This window comes from Micromonospora sp. ATA51, assembly GCF_016802855.1.
GTDB lineage: Bacteria > Actinomycetota > Actinomycetes > Mycobacteriales > Micromonosporaceae > Micromonospora > Micromonospora sicca.
This window is the reverse complement of record NZ_JAEVHJ010000155.1, coordinates 1-14,689: the sequence shown is the minus strand read 5'-3', so window position 1 is coordinate 14,689 and position 14,689 is coordinate 1. Positions and strand designations below refer to the sequence as shown.

Annotated in this window: 13 protein-coding genes and 2 pseudogenes; 3 read left to right on the top strand and 12 right to left on the bottom strand. The window is 71.0% G+C overall.

Features of this window, described 5'->3' with window-relative positions; all coding sequences use genetic code 11:
• The 9 genes and pseudogenes from JNW87_RS22280 to JNW87_RS22240 form a co-directional block, all read right to left on the bottom strand.
• Positions 1 to 285, bottom strand: a 285-nt coding sequence (locus tag JNW87_RS22280; protein WP_238454341.1) for a LysE family transporter, incomplete at its 3' end; no start/stop codon positions are given.
• Positions 286 to 648: 363 nt separating this feature from the next.
• Positions 649 to 1,050, bottom strand: coding sequence for a metal-sulfur cluster assembly factor (locus JNW87_RS22275; protein WP_109805484.1), 402 nt, complete (start codon positions 1,048 to 1,050; stop codon positions 649 to 651).
• Positions 1,047 to 1,523: a Fe-S cluster assembly sulfur transfer protein SufU gene (sufU, locus tag JNW87_RS22270; protein ID WP_109805485.1), complete on the bottom strand. Its 477-nt coding sequence runs from the start codon at positions 1,521 to 1,523 to the stop codon at positions 1,047 to 1,049. The genes JNW87_RS22275 and sufU overlap by 4 nt, the downstream gene beginning before the upstream one ends.
• Complete coding sequence (locus JNW87_RS22265) at positions 1,523 to 2,827, bottom strand: cysteine desulfurase (protein WP_109805486.1); 1,305 nt, start codon at positions 2,825 to 2,827, stop codon at positions 1,523 to 1,525. The genes sufU and JNW87_RS22265 overlap by 1 nt, the downstream gene beginning before the upstream one ends.
• Positions 2,828 to 2,850: 23 nt before the next feature.
• On the bottom strand, positions 2,851 to 3,624 hold the full coding sequence (gene sufC, locus JNW87_RS22260; RefSeq protein WP_109805487.1) for a Fe-S cluster assembly ATPase SufC: 774 nt from the start codon (positions 3,622 to 3,624) through the stop codon (positions 2,851 to 2,853).
• Entirely contained in the window at positions 3,624 to 3,950 is a 327-nt protein-coding gene (locus tag JNW87_RS22255) for a non-heme iron oxygenase ferredoxin subunit (protein ID WP_088961257.1), read from the bottom strand. Before JNW87_RS22255 ends, sufC begins: the two co-directional genes overlap by 1 nt.
• Positions 3,950 to 5,090: pseudogene (gene sufD, locus JNW87_RS22250) on the bottom strand (Fe-S cluster assembly protein SufD). The gene JNW87_RS22255 and the pseudogene sufD overlap by 1 nt, the downstream one beginning before the upstream one ends.
• 83 nt (positions 5,091 to 5,173) lie before the next feature.
• Positions 5,174 to 6,604 carry a Fe-S cluster assembly protein SufB gene (gene sufB / locus JNW87_RS22245; RefSeq protein WP_109805489.1) on the bottom strand — a complete coding sequence of 477 codons (1,431 nt, stop codon included), beginning with the start codon at positions 6,602 to 6,604 and terminating at the stop codon, positions 5,174 to 5,176.
• Complete coding sequence (locus tag JNW87_RS22240; RefSeq protein ID WP_109805490.1) at positions 6,601 to 7,350, bottom strand: metalloregulator ArsR/SmtB family transcription factor; 750 nt, start codon at positions 7,348 to 7,350, stop codon at positions 6,601 to 6,603. The genes sufB and JNW87_RS22240 overlap by 4 nt, the downstream gene beginning before the upstream one ends.
• Positions 7,351 to 7,448: 98 nt before the next feature.
• Here JNW87_RS22240 and JNW87_RS22235 point away from each other — a divergent pair, with 98 nt between their 5' ends.
• On the top strand, positions 7,449 to 8,411 hold the full coding sequence (locus tag JNW87_RS22235; protein WP_238454340.1) for a heme A synthase: 963 nt from the start codon (positions 7,449 to 7,451) through the stop codon (positions 8,409 to 8,411).
• Positions 8,412 to 8,526: 115 nt separating this feature from the next.
• On the opposite strand, the gene JNW87_RS22230 is transcribed toward JNW87_RS22235, so the two are convergent.
• The 3 genes from JNW87_RS22230 to JNW87_RS22220 all read right to left on the bottom strand — a co-directional run bounded on the left by JNW87_RS22230 (position 8,527) and on the right by JNW87_RS22220 (position 10,997).
• Positions 8,527 to 9,444: a RimK family alpha-L-glutamate ligase gene (locus tag JNW87_RS22230; RefSeq protein ID WP_109805967.1), complete on the bottom strand. Its 918-nt coding sequence runs from the start codon at positions 9,442 to 9,444 to the stop codon at positions 8,527 to 8,529.
• Positions 9,445 to 9,452: 8 nt separating this feature from the next.
• Entirely contained in the window at positions 9,453 to 9,788 is a 336-nt protein-coding gene (locus JNW87_RS22225; protein ID WP_109805968.1) for a hypothetical protein, read from the bottom strand.
• Positions 9,789 to 10,037: 249 nt separating this feature from the next.
• Positions 10,038 to 10,997, bottom strand: coding sequence for a heme o synthase (locus tag JNW87_RS22220; RefSeq protein ID WP_109805969.1), 960 nt, complete (start codon positions 10,995 to 10,997; stop codon positions 10,038 to 10,040).
• A 267-nt stretch (positions 10,998 to 11,264) separates the two neighbouring features.
• Between JNW87_RS22220 and tkt the strand changes: the two are divergent.
• Positions 11,265 to 13,402, top strand: a pseudogene (gene tkt / locus JNW87_RS22215) (transketolase).
• Between the two features lie 16 nt (positions 13,403 to 13,418).
• Positions 13,419 to 14,597, top strand: coding sequence for a transaldolase (gene tal, locus JNW87_RS22210; protein WP_109805984.1), 1,179 nt, complete (start codon positions 13,419 to 13,421; stop codon positions 14,595 to 14,597).
• Positions 14,598 to 14,689: the final 92 nt, after the last annotated feature.

The following is a 14,689-nucleotide window of genomic DNA, read 5'->3' as shown; positions in this document are numbered from 1 at the left end:
ACGCCAGGCGGAGCGCAGCCCGTGGGCGGCGAGCCCGAGCAGCACCAGCGCGGCGGCCACCCGCAGCGGGCCGGCGACCGGGGCGATGACGCCGGCCAGTCCCGCGCCGCCGATCGTCGCGACGGCAGCATAGAGCCCGTCGGCGGTGGCCACCGCGAGCGCCGCGGCCGCCCCGACCCGGAACGAGGTACGGGCACTGAGCCCGAGGATGAGGATCGCGATGGCGCCGACCGGGATGGCGACGCCGTAGCCGGCGAGCAGGCCGGCGAGGAGGGCGTCACCCATGGCGGGCGGGCCCGGACCACCTCCCGGCGTCGGCCTGCTGCTGTCGCCCCGCGTCGACGACGGCGTGGGCGGGGACAGCTGGGCGGATGCGGAGATCGGTCACCGGGTCATTGTGGCCGCGCCGGAGGGGCGGTGGAAGCGGATTTCGCGCCGACGGCCGGGGCCGCCGCCGGGAACCGAGGCGGGACCCCGGGGCCCGACAAGATCGTCTGACGTCCTCGGTCTTTCCACCCGGCGGGTCAGGCCCGCGAACCGCAAACGATCATGGCGGGCGGAGGGCATCCGCCTGCCGGCAGGCGGGGAAACGCGTCGAGCGCGGCGCCCCTGGGGCACCGCGCTCGATGACGACCGACCGCAGTCGGGTCAGACGTTGAAGCCGAGGGAACGGAGCTGGTCCCGGCCCTCGTCGGTGATCTTGTCGGGGCCCCACGGCGGCAGCCAGACCCAGTTGATCCGGATGTCGTTGACCAGTCCCCCACCGGGGCCGGTGGTCAGCGCCTGCCGAGCCTGGTCCTCGATCACGTCGGTGAGCGGGCACGCCGCCGAGGTCAGCGTCATGTCCAGCGTGGCGACGTTGTCGTCGTCGACGTGCACGCCGTACACGAGGCCGAGGTCGACCACGTTGATGCCCAGCTCGGGGTCGACGACGTCCTTCATCGCCTCCTCGATGTCGGGGACGGCCGCCTTGCCGCCGGTCGCCGCCGAAGCCGCGCCGGCCTCCGCCACAGCGCCGGCCGCCGTGCCGGTGGTCTCCTCAGAACTCATGCCTTCACCTCCGTAGGGCTCACGCCCACGCCGGCGCGTGCCGCGGCGTCCTTGAACGCCATCCACGACAGCAGCGCGCACTTCACCCGGGCCGGGTAGCGCGCGACACCCGCGAACGCCACCCCGTCTCCGAGCACCTCTTCGTCCGGCGTGACCTGGCCACGCCCGGACATCAACTCGACGAACGCCTCGTGCACCACGCTCGCGTCGTCCGCGGCCCGGCCGCGCAGCAGCTCGTGCAGCACGCTCGCCGAGGCCTGACTGATCGAGCAGCCCATGCCGTCGTACGAGATGTCGGTGAACACCTTTCCGTCGGTGGTCACCCGCACGGTGATCTCGTCACCGCAGGTCGGGTTGACGTGATGCGCCTCGCCGACCCGGGCGTCCGGGTCCACCGCGTCCCGCAGGCCACGGCCGTGCGGGTGCTTGTAGTGGTCCAGGATGATCTCCTGGTAGAGCTGGTCGAGCTGCATCAGTCGAACACCTTCCGCACCTGCTCCAGACCGGCCACCAGCGCGTCGATCTCCTCCGTCGTGGTGTACAGGTAGAACGACGCCCGCGTCATGGCGGGCACGCCGAACCGGCTGCACACCGGCTTCGCGCAGTGGTGCCCCACCCGCACCTGCACGCCGAGCGAGTCCAGGACCTGCCCCACGTCGTGCGGGTGGATGTCGCCGAGCGCGAAGGAGATCGTCCCGCCCCGGCCGACCGGCACGTTCGGGCCGAAGATCCGCAGCCCGGGCACGGTGGCGAGGGCGTCCAGCGCGTACGCCGTCAGCTCCTTCTCGTGCCACTGGATGGCCCGCATGCCGACGCCGCTGAGGTAGTCCACCGCCGCGCCGAGCGCGACCGCCTCGGCGATCGGCGGGGTGCCCGCCTCGAACCGGGCCGGCGGCGCGGCGAACGTCGACCGGGCCATGCTGACCGTCTCGATCATCGAGCCGCCGCCGAACACCGGGGGCATCGCGGCGAGCAGCTCGCCCCGGCCCCACAGCACGCCGACGCCGGTCGGACCACACATCTTGTGGCCGGTGAAGACGATGAAGTCGGCGTCGTAGTCGACCACGTCCATCGGCATGTGCGGCACCGACTGCGAGCAGTCGAGCAGCAGCAGCGCGCCGACCTCGCGGACCCGCTGGGTGATCCGGGAGGTGGCGTTGACCGTGCCGAGGATGTTCGAGGTGTGCACCAGCGAGACGATCTTCGTCCGCTCGGTGACGAGGCCGTCCAGCCCGGACTCGTCCAGCCGGCCCTGCTCGGTGACCGGGAACCAGCGCAGGGTCGCGCCGGTCCGCTCGCAGAGCAGCTGCCACGGGACGATGTTCGAGTGGTGCTCCATCTCGGAGATCACCACCTCGTCGCCCGGACCCAGCCGGAACCGCGGGTCGGCGTCGGGCCGCAGCGAGGCGTTCGAGAACGCGTACGCCACGATGTTGATCGCCTCGGTGGAGTTCTTGGTGAACACCACCTCGTCCACGCTCGGCGCGTTGATGAACGCGGCGACCTTCGCCCGCGCCCCCTCGTACGCCTCGGTCGCCTCGGTGCCCAGGGTGTGCACCGAGCGCGACACGTTGGCGTTGTGCATCGCGTAGTGCTCGGCGAGCACGTCGAGCACCTGCCGCGGCTTGTGCGCGGTGTTGGCGCTGTCGAGATAGACCAGCCGGTGGCCGTTGACCTCCCGGTCGAGGATCGGGAAGTCGGCGCGCACCGCGGCCACGTCGAAACGCGGCACGTCGTCGTACTGCGGCATCCCCTCGGGGATGGCGATCGTGGTCATCTCAGCAGCCCCTGTTCCGTGTCTCAGGCCCGCGCGGCGCCGGCTCCGGCGACGTACCGCTCGTAGCCGGATTCCTCGAGCTTGTCGGCCAGCTCCGGGCCGCCCTGCTCGACGATTCGGCCGGCGACGAAGACGTGCACGAAGTCGGGCTTGATGTAGCGCAGGATCCGGGTGTAGTGGGTGATCAGGAGCAGGCCGGTGTCGCCGGTGTCGCGGACCCGGTTGACGCCCTCGCTGACCACGCGCAGCGCGTCCACGTCGAGGCCGGAGTCGGTCTCGTCGAGGATCGCCATCTTCGGCTTGAGCAGCTCCAGCTGCACGATCTCGTGCCGCTTCTTCTCGCCGCCGGAGAAGCCCTCGTTGACGTTGCGCTGGGCGAACGCCGGGTCCATCTGGAGGCGCTCCATGGCGCCGCGCAGCTCGCCGCCCCAGGTGCGCAGCTTCGGGGCCTCGCCGTCGATGGCGGTCTTGGCGGTACGCAGGAAGTTGGCGACCGAGACGCCGGGGACCTCGACCGGGTACTGCATGGCCAGGAAGAGGCCGGCGCGGGCCCGCTCGTCGACGGACATGGCCAGCACGTCCTCGCCGTCGAGGGTCACCGAGCCGCCGGTGATCTCGTACTTCGGGTGACCGGCGATCGAGTACGCGAGGGTGGACTTGCCCGAGCCGTTCGGGCCCATGATCGCGTGGGTCTCACCCGACTTCACGGTCAGGTCGACACCGGCCAGGATCGGCTTGAGCTCACCCTCGGGCAGCTTGACCGACACCTTCAGGTCGCGGATCTCCAGGGTGCTCATTAGCGGGTCACTCCATTGCTCGGCGTCAGGCTGACGTAGATGTCGCCGTCGCGGACTTCGACGGGATAGACGGGAACGGGTTCGGTGGCGGGCAGCCCGGTGGGCTCACCCGTCCTCAGGTCGAAACGGGATCCGTGCAGCCAGCATTCCAGCGTGCAGCCGTCGACCTCGCCCTCGGAGAGGGCCACCGCGGCGTGCGAGCACTCGTCGTACACGGCGTAGAAGTTGTCGTCCTCGCCGTGCACGATGGCGATCTGGGTGCCGTCCACGTCGGCGCTGATCGCGGTGCCCTTCGGCACGTCCTCGGTCGAGCAGATCTTGATCATCAGGCGCCGGCCTTGGTCAGTCGCGCCTCGATCGCGTCGCCGAGCCGCTCCCGCAGCTCCTCGACCGGGATCTTGTTGATCAGCTCGGCGAAGAAGCCGCGCACCACCAGACGGCGGGCCTCGCCCTCCGGGATGCCCCGGGCCATCAGGTAGAACAGCTGCTCGTCGTCGAAGCGGCCGGTCGCGCTCGCGTGGCCGGCGCCGGCGATCTCGCCGGTCTCGATCTCCAGATTCGGTACGGAGTCCGCCCGCGCGCCGTCGGTGAGCAGCAGGTTCCGGTTGATCTCGTACGTGTCGGTGCCGGTCGCCTCGGCACGGATCAGCACGTCACCCACCCAGACGGTGTGCGCGCTCTCCCCCTGCAGGCGCCCCGGTAGCCGACGTAGCTGCGGCAGTCCGGCACGGTGTGGTCGACCAGCTGGCGGTGCTCCAGGTGCTGGCCCGAGTCGGCGAAGTAGACGCCGTACAGCTCGGCCTCGCCACCCCGGTCGGCGTACTCCACGCTGGTGTACTGGCGGACCAGGTCGCCGCCCAGGCTGACCTGGACGTGGATCATCTTGGCGTCCCGGCCCAACTTGACCTTCAGGTGCTGGGCCTGGACGGCGTCGTCCGCCCAGTCGGCCACGGTGACCAGGGTCAGCTTCGCGCCGTCGGCCACCGCCACCTCGACGTTGTCCGCGAGGGTCGCGGAGCCGGCGTGCTCCAGCACCACCGTCACCTCGGCGAACCGGCCCACCTCGACGAAGGTGTGCCCGAACGCCACGCCCTCGGCGCCGTCGCCGACCACCCGCAGGCTCACCGGCGCCGCAACCACGGCCGAGGGATCTACCTGGACCAGCAGCGCGTCCGCGGCGCGCCGTAGGCGAGCGCGCTGACCCGGTCGACCGGGGTGAGCACGCTGCCCACTCGCGGGTCGTCCTTGCCGATCCGGGAGACGGTGACGCCCTCGGGCAGGTCGCCGTACTCGTGCCGGACCGTGCCGGTCGCGGCCTGCGCCCCGCCGACCAGGCCGCGCAGGCGCTTGAGCGGGGTGAAGCGCCACTCCTCCTCCAGGCCGGTCAGGGCCGGGAAGTCGGCGACGTCGTACGAGCGGAGCGCCTGCGACTTGGTGCTCGGGGGCGCGGAAGCCTGGGTAGTCATCTCTTCCTTGGTCTGTTCTGCGACGGCGGTGTCAGGTGAACCGGAGGGCGGGCCGGGCACGGCCCGCCGCAAGGTGGGCGGCGTCAGCCGACCGCGCCCTCCATCTGGAGCTCGATCAGGCGGTTGAGCTCCAGGGCGTACTCCATCGGGAGCTCCTTGGCGATCGGCTCGATGAAGCCGCGCACGATCATCGCCATCGCCTCGTCCTCGCTCAGGCCCCGGCTCATCAGGTAGAAGAGCTGGTCGTCACTGATCTTGGAGACGGTCGCCTCGTGCCCCATCGACACGTCGTCCTCACGGATGTCGACGTACGGGTAGGTGTCCGAGCGGGAGATGGTGTCCACCAGCAGGGCGTCGCACTTGACCGTGCTCCGGCTGCTGTGCGAACCCTCCAGCACCTGCACCAGACCGCGGTACGAGGTGCGACCGCCGCCCCGGGCGATCGACTTCGACACGATGGTCGAGGAGGTGTGCGGTGCCGCGTGCACCATCTTGGCGCCGGCGTCCTGGTGCTGGCCCTCGCCGGCCATGGCCACCGAGAGCACCTCGCCCTTGGCGTGCTCGCCGGTCATGTAGACCGCCGGGTACTTCATGGTGACCTTGGAGCCGATGTTGCCGTCGACCCACTCCATGGTCGCGCCCTCGTGGCAGACGGCGCGCTTGGTGACCAGGTTGTAGACGTTGTTCGACCAGTTCTGGATGGTCGTGTAACGGCAGCGGGCGTTCTTCTTGACGATGATCTCCACGACCGCGCTGTGCAGCGAGTCGGAGGAGTACAGCGGCGCGGTGCAGCCCTCGACGTAGTGCACGTACGCACCCTCGTCGACGATGATCAGCGTCCGCTCGAACTGGCCCATGTTCTCCGTGTTGATCCGGAAGTAGGCCTGCAGCGGGATCTCCACGTGCACGCCCTTCGGCACGTAGATGAACGAGCCACCGGACCACACGGAGGTGTTCAGCGCGGCGAACTTGTTGTCGCCGACCGGGATCACCGTGCCGAAGTACTCCTTGAAGACGTCCTCGTGCTCGCGCAGCGCGGTGTCGGTGTCCAGGAAGATGACACCCTGCTCCTCGAGGTCCTCACGGATCTTGTGGTAGACCACCTCGGACTCGTACTGCGCCGCGACACCGGCGACCAGTCGCTGCTTCTCCGCCTCCGGGATGCCCAGCCGGTCGTAGGTGTTCTTGATGTCCTCCGGCAGGTCCTCCCAGCTGGTGGCCTGCTTCTCGGTGGACCGCACGAAGTACTTGATGTTGTCGAAGTCGATCCCGGTGAGGTCCGCGCCCCAGGCCGGCATCGGCTTGCGGCCGAACAGCCGCAGGCCCTTCAGGCGCAGGTCGAGCATCCAGGCCGGCTCGTTCTTCTTCGCCGAGATGTCCCGCACCACCGCCTCGTTGAGGCCACGCTGGGCGATTGCCCCGGCGGCGTCGGGGTCGGACCAGCCGTACTCGTACCGACCGAGGGCAGCGAGCTGCTCCTCCTGGGTCAGGGGCTGGACGATCTGCTCGGTCATCTATCTGTCCTCACAGTGGTGACGGTCTTACCGGACTGGGCACGCGGCTGGGCCGGGATGTGCGTGGTGCACACCCCGTCGCCGTGCGCGATGGTGGCCAGGCGCTGCACGTGGGTGCCGACCAGACGGGAGATCACCGCGGTCTCGGCCTCGCACAGCTGGGGGAACTCGGCGGCGACGTGCGCCACCGGACAGTGGTGCTGACAGAGCTGGCCGCCGGAGGCGATCGTGGACGCGTTGGCAGCGTATCCCTCGACGGTCAGCGCTCCCGCGAGCGCCTCCGCCCGGGCCATCGGATTGTCGCCGGCGCCCTCCATGGCGGCCCGGCAGCGGGCCTCCAGTGCAGCCACCTGGTCGGCGGCGAACGCCGCGACCGCCTCGGGCCCGCCGTTGCCGGCGATCCAGCGCAGCGCGGCGGTGGCCATGTTGTCGTAGTGGTGGGTGCCACAGCGGACCCGGGCCGCCTCGGTCAACACGAACACCTTGGCCGGGCGACCCCGACCGCGGCTGCCCCGCACGGCCTGCTCGCGGGCGACCACGTCGCCGTCGGCGAGCATCGCGTCGAGGTGCCGGCGGATCGCCGCCGGGCTGAGCCCGAGCGCCGAGCCGAGCTGCGCGGCGGTGGTCGCCCCCCGCTCCAACAGGAGTTGGGTGACCCGGTCCCGGGTGGAAAGATCGGACGCGGCCGCGCCGGCGACCGGAGCGGTCGTCGGCAGGTGCCCGGAGAGCTCCGCCGCGTTTTTCACAACGCCAACGTTACGTAATTCATCCGGGGCCCGCAAACCCGGGTCCCGGTGATCCCGACCACCGGCCCGACAGAGTCGCCCGATCGGGTACCACTACGGTGCGTAGGATTCGCTCCGTGAAGCCTTCCGTCCGGTTCCCGGTCTCCGCCTCGCTGCTGCGCCGCCTCGCGTTCGCCTCGATCATCGCGAACGTCGCGATCGTGGTCACCGGCGGGGCCGTCCGGCTCACCGCCTCCGGTCTCGGCTGCCCCACCTGGCCCCGGTGCACCGACGGGTCGTATGTCACCACTCCGGAGATGGGCGCGCACGGCGTGATCGAGTTCGGCAACCGACTGCTCACCTTCGCGGTCGGGATCATCGCGCTCGCCGTGCTGCTCGCCGTGCTGGCCCGGCGGCCCCGCCCGCGCGGCCTGCTGCCCTTGGCCGTCGCGGTCTTCCTGGGCATCCCCGCGCAGGCGGTGATCGGCGGCATCACCGTGCTGACCAACCTCAACCCGTGGGTGGTCGGGCTGCACTTCCTCGCCTCGATGCTGGTCATCGCCGCCGCGTACGCCCTCTGGCGGCGCACCGTCGAGCCGGACGGGCCGGCGACCCCCACCGTGCCCGCCGCGCTGCGCACCCTCGCGCTGGTCACCACGCTGGTCGGCGCGGCGGTGCTGGTGGTCGGCACCTGGGTGACCGGCAGCGGCCCGCACGCCGGCGACCAGGGCGCCGCCCGCAACGGCCTGGACCCCGAAGCGATCTCCCAGGTGCACGCCGACGGCGTCTTCCTGCTGATCGGGCTGTCCGTGGCGCTGGTCTTCGCCTTCCGCGCGATCGGCGCGGCCCGGGCCACCCGGGCCGCCGTGGTGCTGGTCGCGGTGGAACTCGGGCAGGGCCTGATCGGCTTCGTGCAGTACTTCACCCACCTGCCGGCGCTGCTGGTGGCCGCGCACATGCTCGGCTCCTGCCTCGTGCTGCTGGCCGCCCTCGCGGCGCTCTGGTCGACCCGCGAACGCCGCCCCGTCCAGCCCACCCCGGACCCCGTCCTCGCCACCGAACCGGCCCCCGCCGCCGCCTGATCCCCCCGCCCCTTCCGCGCTGCGCGCGCGAAGATCCGCCGGTCGGCGGGACAGGCACCGGACGGATCGGGTGCGCCTGTCGTCGCCGGGCGACGACACACGCACCCGGAGACGGTCAGGGGCGGCGGGCCAGGTGGGTGGCGATCGCCTCGGCCAGCCGCTCGGGGGCGCCGTCGGCGTGGCCGATGAAGAGCGAGGGCTCGGTGAGTTCCAGCTCGACCAGGACGGGCGATCCGTCCGGGTTCGGGATGAGGTCCACCCGGGCGTAGAGCAGCTGCCCGGTACCGCCGGGTACCGCGGCGAGGGTCTGCTCCGCCACCGCCAACTGCTCGGGCGTGGCCGTCCGGGCGCTGATGTCCTCGGCCTTGTAGAGCCCCTCGACGCCCAGGTCCGGGCCGGTCAGCATGGCGCCCTTGCGGATCGCGTGGCTGAACCGGAGCCCGTCCGGACCGGCCAGGAAGAGCAGGGCCGTCTCGCCGGCCGTGTCGACCGCGTGGAGGTACGGCTGCACCATGGTCAGCCGGCCCGCGTCGGAGAGCCGCCGGACGTGCGCGGCGGCGAGCTCACGGTGCTCCGGGTCCGCCAGGTCGTAGCGGCCGGTGTCCTGGCTGCCGGCGCTGACCGCCGGCTTGACGACGTACTCGCCGGAGTCCCCGGGCACCCAGCCCTCCCCGGGCGCCACCCACGCCGTGGACACCGTGGGCACCCCGGCTGCGGAGAGCTCGGCCAGGTAGCGCTTGTCGGTGTTCCAGAGGACCACCTCGGCCGGGTTGACCAGGCCCGGCACCTTGGCCGCCCAGGCGACGAACTCGTCGCGGCGCAGCGCGTAGTCCCAGGGCGAGCGGAGCACCGCCAGGTCGTACGCGGGCCAGTCCACAGCCGGGTCGTCCCAGACCACCGCGTCGGCGGCGATCCCCCGGGTGGCCAGCGGCCCGAGCACCAGCCGGTCGTCCGGGTCGAGGTCGGCGAGTTCGGTGCAGGTCACGAGAGCGACCCGGGGTTTCCCCCGGGCCGGCTGGTGGTTGTTGATCAATTTATCGGTCAACGGGCCATGGTGCGTCGGGCCATGGACCGCCAGAGGTCGTTGCTCGGCCGCATCTGGTCCATCAGTTCCCGCTCCCAGGCGTTCTCGACGGTGACCCCCGCCTTGGCGCAGGCCTGCCGCGCGACGACGGTGTCGTCCGCGAACTGGTCGGCCCACGCCCCGTCCTCACCCACGAGGACGATCCGCGCTCCACGCTTGCCGACGTACTCGATGACCGCCTTCGCGCCGCCGTGTCCGGCGGCGAACGACTTGATGCCTGAAACCAGACCGTTGGGGGCCTGCTCTCCAGCGGCCTGCTGAGCCGTCAGCGTCGTATCGGAACCATCTGCCATGACGCGAAGCCTAAGCAGACTTCCACCCGCATGTGCGAGAAGCATGAACAATTTGTGATGCCAATTACCCTCGGGTTTAAGGAAGACCACAGGTAATTCGCCCGGACATGTCCTGCTAAGTCAGGGCGAAACGGGCGGGGCGGATAGTCACAATCTGTCCGACATGAGCCACCCGGACTCAGGGCGAAAAAAATTCTGATGAAATCTGCGACCTGCGTGCAGTCATCCGCCCGGATGACTGCGAATGGGTCAGATCAACGCGTCGAGCGCGGCGGCCGCGAAGAGGATCGTGAGGTACGTGGTCGACCAGTGGAACAGCCGCATCGGCTTGACCGCCTCGCCGCGGGCCGCCCGCCCGCAGAGCTTGTGCGCCTCGACCACGAAGATGCCGCCCACCACCAGCGCGGTCACGCCGTAGATCGGGCTCATCCCGAGCGGCCAGACGGCCAGCGAGGAGAGCAGGGTCAGCCAGGAGAAGACGATGATCTCGGCGTTGACCCGACGCACCGAGGCCACCACCGGCAGCATCGGGATGCCGGCCCGGGCGTAGTCGGCCTTGTACTTGATGGCCAGCGCGTAGAAGTGCGGCATCTGCCAGAAGAAGACCACCGCGAACAGGCCCCACGCGGCGGGGGCGAGCGAGCCGGTGACCGCGGCCCAGCCGATCAGCACCGGCGCGGCCCCGCACGCCCCGCCCCAGAAGGTGTTGGCCGCGGTGGTCCGCTTGAGCCAGAGCGTGTAGACGAGGTCGTAGTAGGCGATGGCGGCCAGGGTCAGCCCGGCCGCCAGCCAGTTGGTGGTCGCGGCCATCAGGGCGACCGAGATCACCGCGAGCACCAGCCCGAAGACGAGCGCGTTGCGGGGCGCCACGGTGTGCGCCGGCAGCGGACGGCGCTTGGTGCGCCGCATCAGCTGGTCGATGTCCCGGTCGATGTAGCAGTTCAGGACGCTGGCCGCCCCGGCGGCGAGCGAGCCACCGACCAGCACCACGGCGACCAGCCAGAGCGACGGCATCCCGCCGTCGGCGAGCATCATCGCCGGCACGGTGGTGACCAGCAGCAGCTCGACGATCCGCGGCTTGGTCAGCGCCACGTACGCCCCGACCGCCGCCCGGACGTCCCGACGGCTGGTCGCCGGCGCCTCCCCCACCGTGCGCACCGGCGGCTGCCCGGCAGAGTTGCTGACGGGGCGCTCGGTGATCATGCTCACGGATTGCCACCTTCCGGCGTCGGCAGGGGGAGGTCGGTCGGTCCGGACCCCGTCCGGGGTCCACACACCGCCCCACACACTACGCGTCGTCGTTTTGGCTGCCCGCGAGACCCGACAACGGTGCGAGGCGTCACAGTCGGCATCGAACGACCGATCCGGTCGGACACGTACAGAACACCATGCAGAGGATCCCCGGGCGCATGTTTAGGGCCGCTCGATAGGGTCATCAGTGAGGGTTCCGCCCATCTGCCGAGGAGCACAACCATCGTGGCTGCCAACCGACCCGAGCTTCCCGCTCTCAACTGGTCCGACCTCGACCGCAGGGCCGTCGACACGGTCCGCGTGCTGGCCATGGACGCCGTGGAGAAATCCGGCAACGGCCACCCGGGCACGGCGATGAGCCTCGCCCCGGCGGCCTACCTCCTCTTCAACCGGGTCATGCGGCACAACCCCGCCGACCCGAACTGGCCCGGTCGGGACCGCTTCGTGCTCTCCGCCGGGCACTCCAGCCTGACCCTCTACATCCAGCTCTTCCTCTCCGGCTACCCGCTGAGCCTGCAGGACCTGCAGTCGCTGCGGCAGTGGGGCTCCCTCACCCCGGGCCACCCGGAGCACGGGCACACCCCGGGCGTGGAGACCACCACCGGCCCGCTCGGCCAGGGCCTGGGCAACGCGGTCGGGATGGCGATGGCGGCCCGCCGCGAGCGCGGCCTCTTCGACCCGGAGCCGGAGCAGGGCGAGTCGGTCTTCGACCACGACATCTGGTGCATCGCCTCGGACGGCGACATCGAGGAGGGCATCTCCCACGAGGTCAGCTCGCTCGCCGGCCACCAGCAGCTCGGCAACCTCACGGTGATCTACGACGACAACGAGATCTCGATCGAGGACGACACCCGGATCGCCAAGAGCGAGGACGTCGCGGCCCGCTACGAGGCGTACGGCTGGCACGTGCAGACCGTCGACTGGCGGCGCGGCGACGCCGACCAGGGCGACTACCACGAGGACGTCGAGGCGCTGTACCGGGCGCTGGTGGCGGCGAAGGCCGAGACCGGCCGCCCCTCCTTCATCGCGCTGCGCACCATCATCGGCTGGCCCGCCCCCAACAAGAAGAACACCGGCAAGATCCACGGCTCGGCGCTCGGCGCGGACGAGGTGAAGGCCACCAAGGAGATCCTCGGCTTCGACCCGCAGAAGAGCTTCGAGGTCCACGAGGAGGTCCTCGAGCACGCCCGCACGGTGATGGTCCGCGGCGCCGAGGCCCAGCAGGCGTGGACCACGGCCTTCGACGCCTGGGCCGGGGCCAACCCGGAGCGCAGGACGCTCTACGACCGGATGGCCGGCCGGGTGCTGCCACAGGGCTGGACGGACGCGCTGCCGACCTTCCCCGCCGACGCCAAGGGCGTGGCCACCCGGGCCGCCTCCGGCAAGGTGCTGGAGGCGCTCGCCCCGGTGCTGCCGGAGCTCTGGGGCGGCTCGGCCGACCTGGCGGAGAGCAACAACACCACGATGAAGGGTGAGCCGTCCTTCATCCCGGCCACCCACGCCACCAAGGACTTCCCCGGCGACGAGTACGGCCGCACGCTGCACTTCGGCATCCGGGAGCACGCCATGGGCGCGATCCTCAACGGCATCGCCCTGCACGGCGGCACCGCCCGTACGGCGGCACGTTCCTGGTGTTCAGCGACTACATGCGCCCCTCTGTCCGACTCGCCGCGCTGATGAAGCTGCCGGTGGTCTACGTCTGGACGCACGACTCGATCGGGCTCGGCGAGGACGGCCCCACCCACCAGCCGGTGGAGCACCTGACCGCGCTGCGGGCCATCCCCGGCCTGGACGTGGTCCGCCCGGCGGACGCAAACGAGACCGCGTGGGCGTGGCGGCAGGCCCTGGAGCACACCGACCGGCCGACCGCGCTGGCGCTCAGCCGGCAGCCGCTGCCGACCGTGGACCGGGAGGCGCTGGCGGGCGCCGAGGGCGTCGCCAAGGGCGGCTACGTGCTGGCCGAGGCGTCCACCGGCAAACCGCAGGTGATCATCGTCGGCACCGGCTCGGAGGTGCAGCTCTGCCTCACCGCCCGGGAGCGGCTGGAGGCCGACGGCACGCCGACCCGGGTCGTCTCCATGCCCTGCCAGGAGTGGTTCTTCGAGCAGGACGAGGCCTACCGGGAGTCGGTGCTGCCACGCGGGGTAAAGGCACGGGTGAGCGTGGAGGCGGGCATCGCCATGTCCTGGCGCGGGATCGTCGGCGACTGCGGCGAGATCGTGAGCCTGGAGCACTACGGCGCGAGCGCCCCGCACACCGTGCTCTTCGAGCAGTTCGGGTTCACCCCCGACCGGATCGTGGCCGCCGCGCACGCGGCACTGACCCGGGTGGGCGACATCACCGGTAACACGACCGGTAACTGAGGGGAGCGTGGACGGCATGACGGACAGGCTGGCTGAGCTCAGCGCCGCGGGTGTGGCGATCTGGCTCGACGATCTTTCGAGGACCCGACTGAGTTCCGGTGGGCTGGACCAGCTCCGCCGGGAGAAGCACCTGGTCGGGGTGACGTCCAACCCGACCATCTTCGCCAAGGCGCTGAGCGACGCGGACGAGTACAACTGGCAGCTCAAGGACCTCGCCATCCGTGGGGTGGACGTCGAGGAGGCCGTCCGCATGCTCACCACGTACGACGTGCGGTGGGCTTGTGACGTGATGCGGCCGGCGTACGACGCGACCGCGGGGGTGGACGGCCGGGTCTCCATCGAGGTGGACCCGCGGCTGGCCCACGAGTCGGAGAAGACCGTCGCCGAGGCCGGGTCGCTGTGGTGGCTGATCGACCGGCCCAACCTCTTCATCAAGATCCCGGCCACCGAGGCGGGCCTGCCGGCGATCACCGCGACCCTCGCCCAGGGGATCAGCGTCAACGTGACGCTGATCTTCGGGCTGGACCGCTACTCCCAGGTGATGGAGGCGTTCCTCGCCGGCCTGGAGCAGGCGAAGGCGAACGGCCACGACCTGTCCAAGATCGGCTCGGTCGCCTCGTTCTTCGTCTCCCGGGTCGACACCGAGGTGGACAAGCGGCTGGGGAAGATCGGCTCGGACCAGGCGAAGGCGCTGCGCGGCAAGGCCGCCGTCGCCAACGCCAGGCTGGCGTACGAGCGCTACTGCGGGGTCTTCGGCTCCGACCGGTGGCAGGCCCTGGCCGACGCGGGCGCCCACCCGCAGCGCCCGCTGTGGGCCTCCACGTCGACGAAGAACCCGGACTACCGGGACGTCATCTACGTGGAGGAGCTGATCGCCCCCGGCACGGTCAACACCATGCCGGAGTCGGTCATCCACGCCTTCGCCGACCACGGTGAGGTCCGCGTGGACACCATCACCGGCTCGTACGACGAGGCCCGCAAGGTCTTCACCGACCTCGAGGCGGTCGGCGTGGACATGGCCGACGTGATCGTCACGCTGGAGCGCGAGGGCGTGGAGAAGTTCGAGACGAGCTGGCTGGAGCTGCTCAACGGCGTGCGGAAGTCGCTGACCGAGGCGGCGAAGGGCGCCGGCAAGCCGGGTAGTGCCGCCAAGGGCAACGCCCGGGCCGCCGAACGGGCCGGGGGCAACGCGTGACGAACGGCGGCGGACGCGCACCGGGACGGCCCGGTGCGCTCCACGCCGTCGCCGTACCGCTGGGAGTGGCGACGTGAGCGACCTGCTGGCCG

Excerpts from the sequence above, each read along its gene's own strand:
- JNW87_RS22275 (WP_109805484.1), bottom strand. The coding sequence starts at position 1,050 with ATGAGTTCTGAGGAGACCACCGGCACGGCGGCCGGCGCTGTGGCGGAG.
- sufU (WP_109805485.1), bottom strand. The coding sequence starts at position 1,523 with ATGCAGCTCGACCAGCTCTACCAGGAGATCATCCTGGACCACTACAAG.
- JNW87_RS22265 (WP_109805486.1), bottom strand. The coding sequence starts at position 2,827 with ATGACCACGATCGCCATCCCCGAGGGGATGCCGCAGTACGACGACGTG.
- sufC (WP_109805487.1), bottom strand. The coding sequence starts at position 3,624 with ATGAGCACCCTGGAGATCCGCGACCTGAAGGTGTCGGTCAAGCTGCCC.
- JNW87_RS22255 (WP_088961257.1), bottom strand. The coding sequence starts at position 3,950 with ATGATCAAGATCTGCTCGACCGAGGACGTGCCGAAGGGCACCGCGATC.
- sufB (WP_109805489.1), bottom strand. The coding sequence starts at position 6,604 with ATGACCGAGCAGATCGTCCAGCCCCTGACCCAGGAGGAGCAGCTCGCT.
- JNW87_RS22225 (WP_109805968.1), bottom strand. The coding sequence starts at position 9,788 with ATGGCAGATGGTTCCGATACGACGCTGACGGCTCAGCAGGCCGCTGGA.
- tal (WP_109805984.1), top strand. The coding sequence starts at position 13,419 with ATGACGGACAGGCTGGCTGAGCTCAGCGCCGCGGGTGTGGCGATCTGG.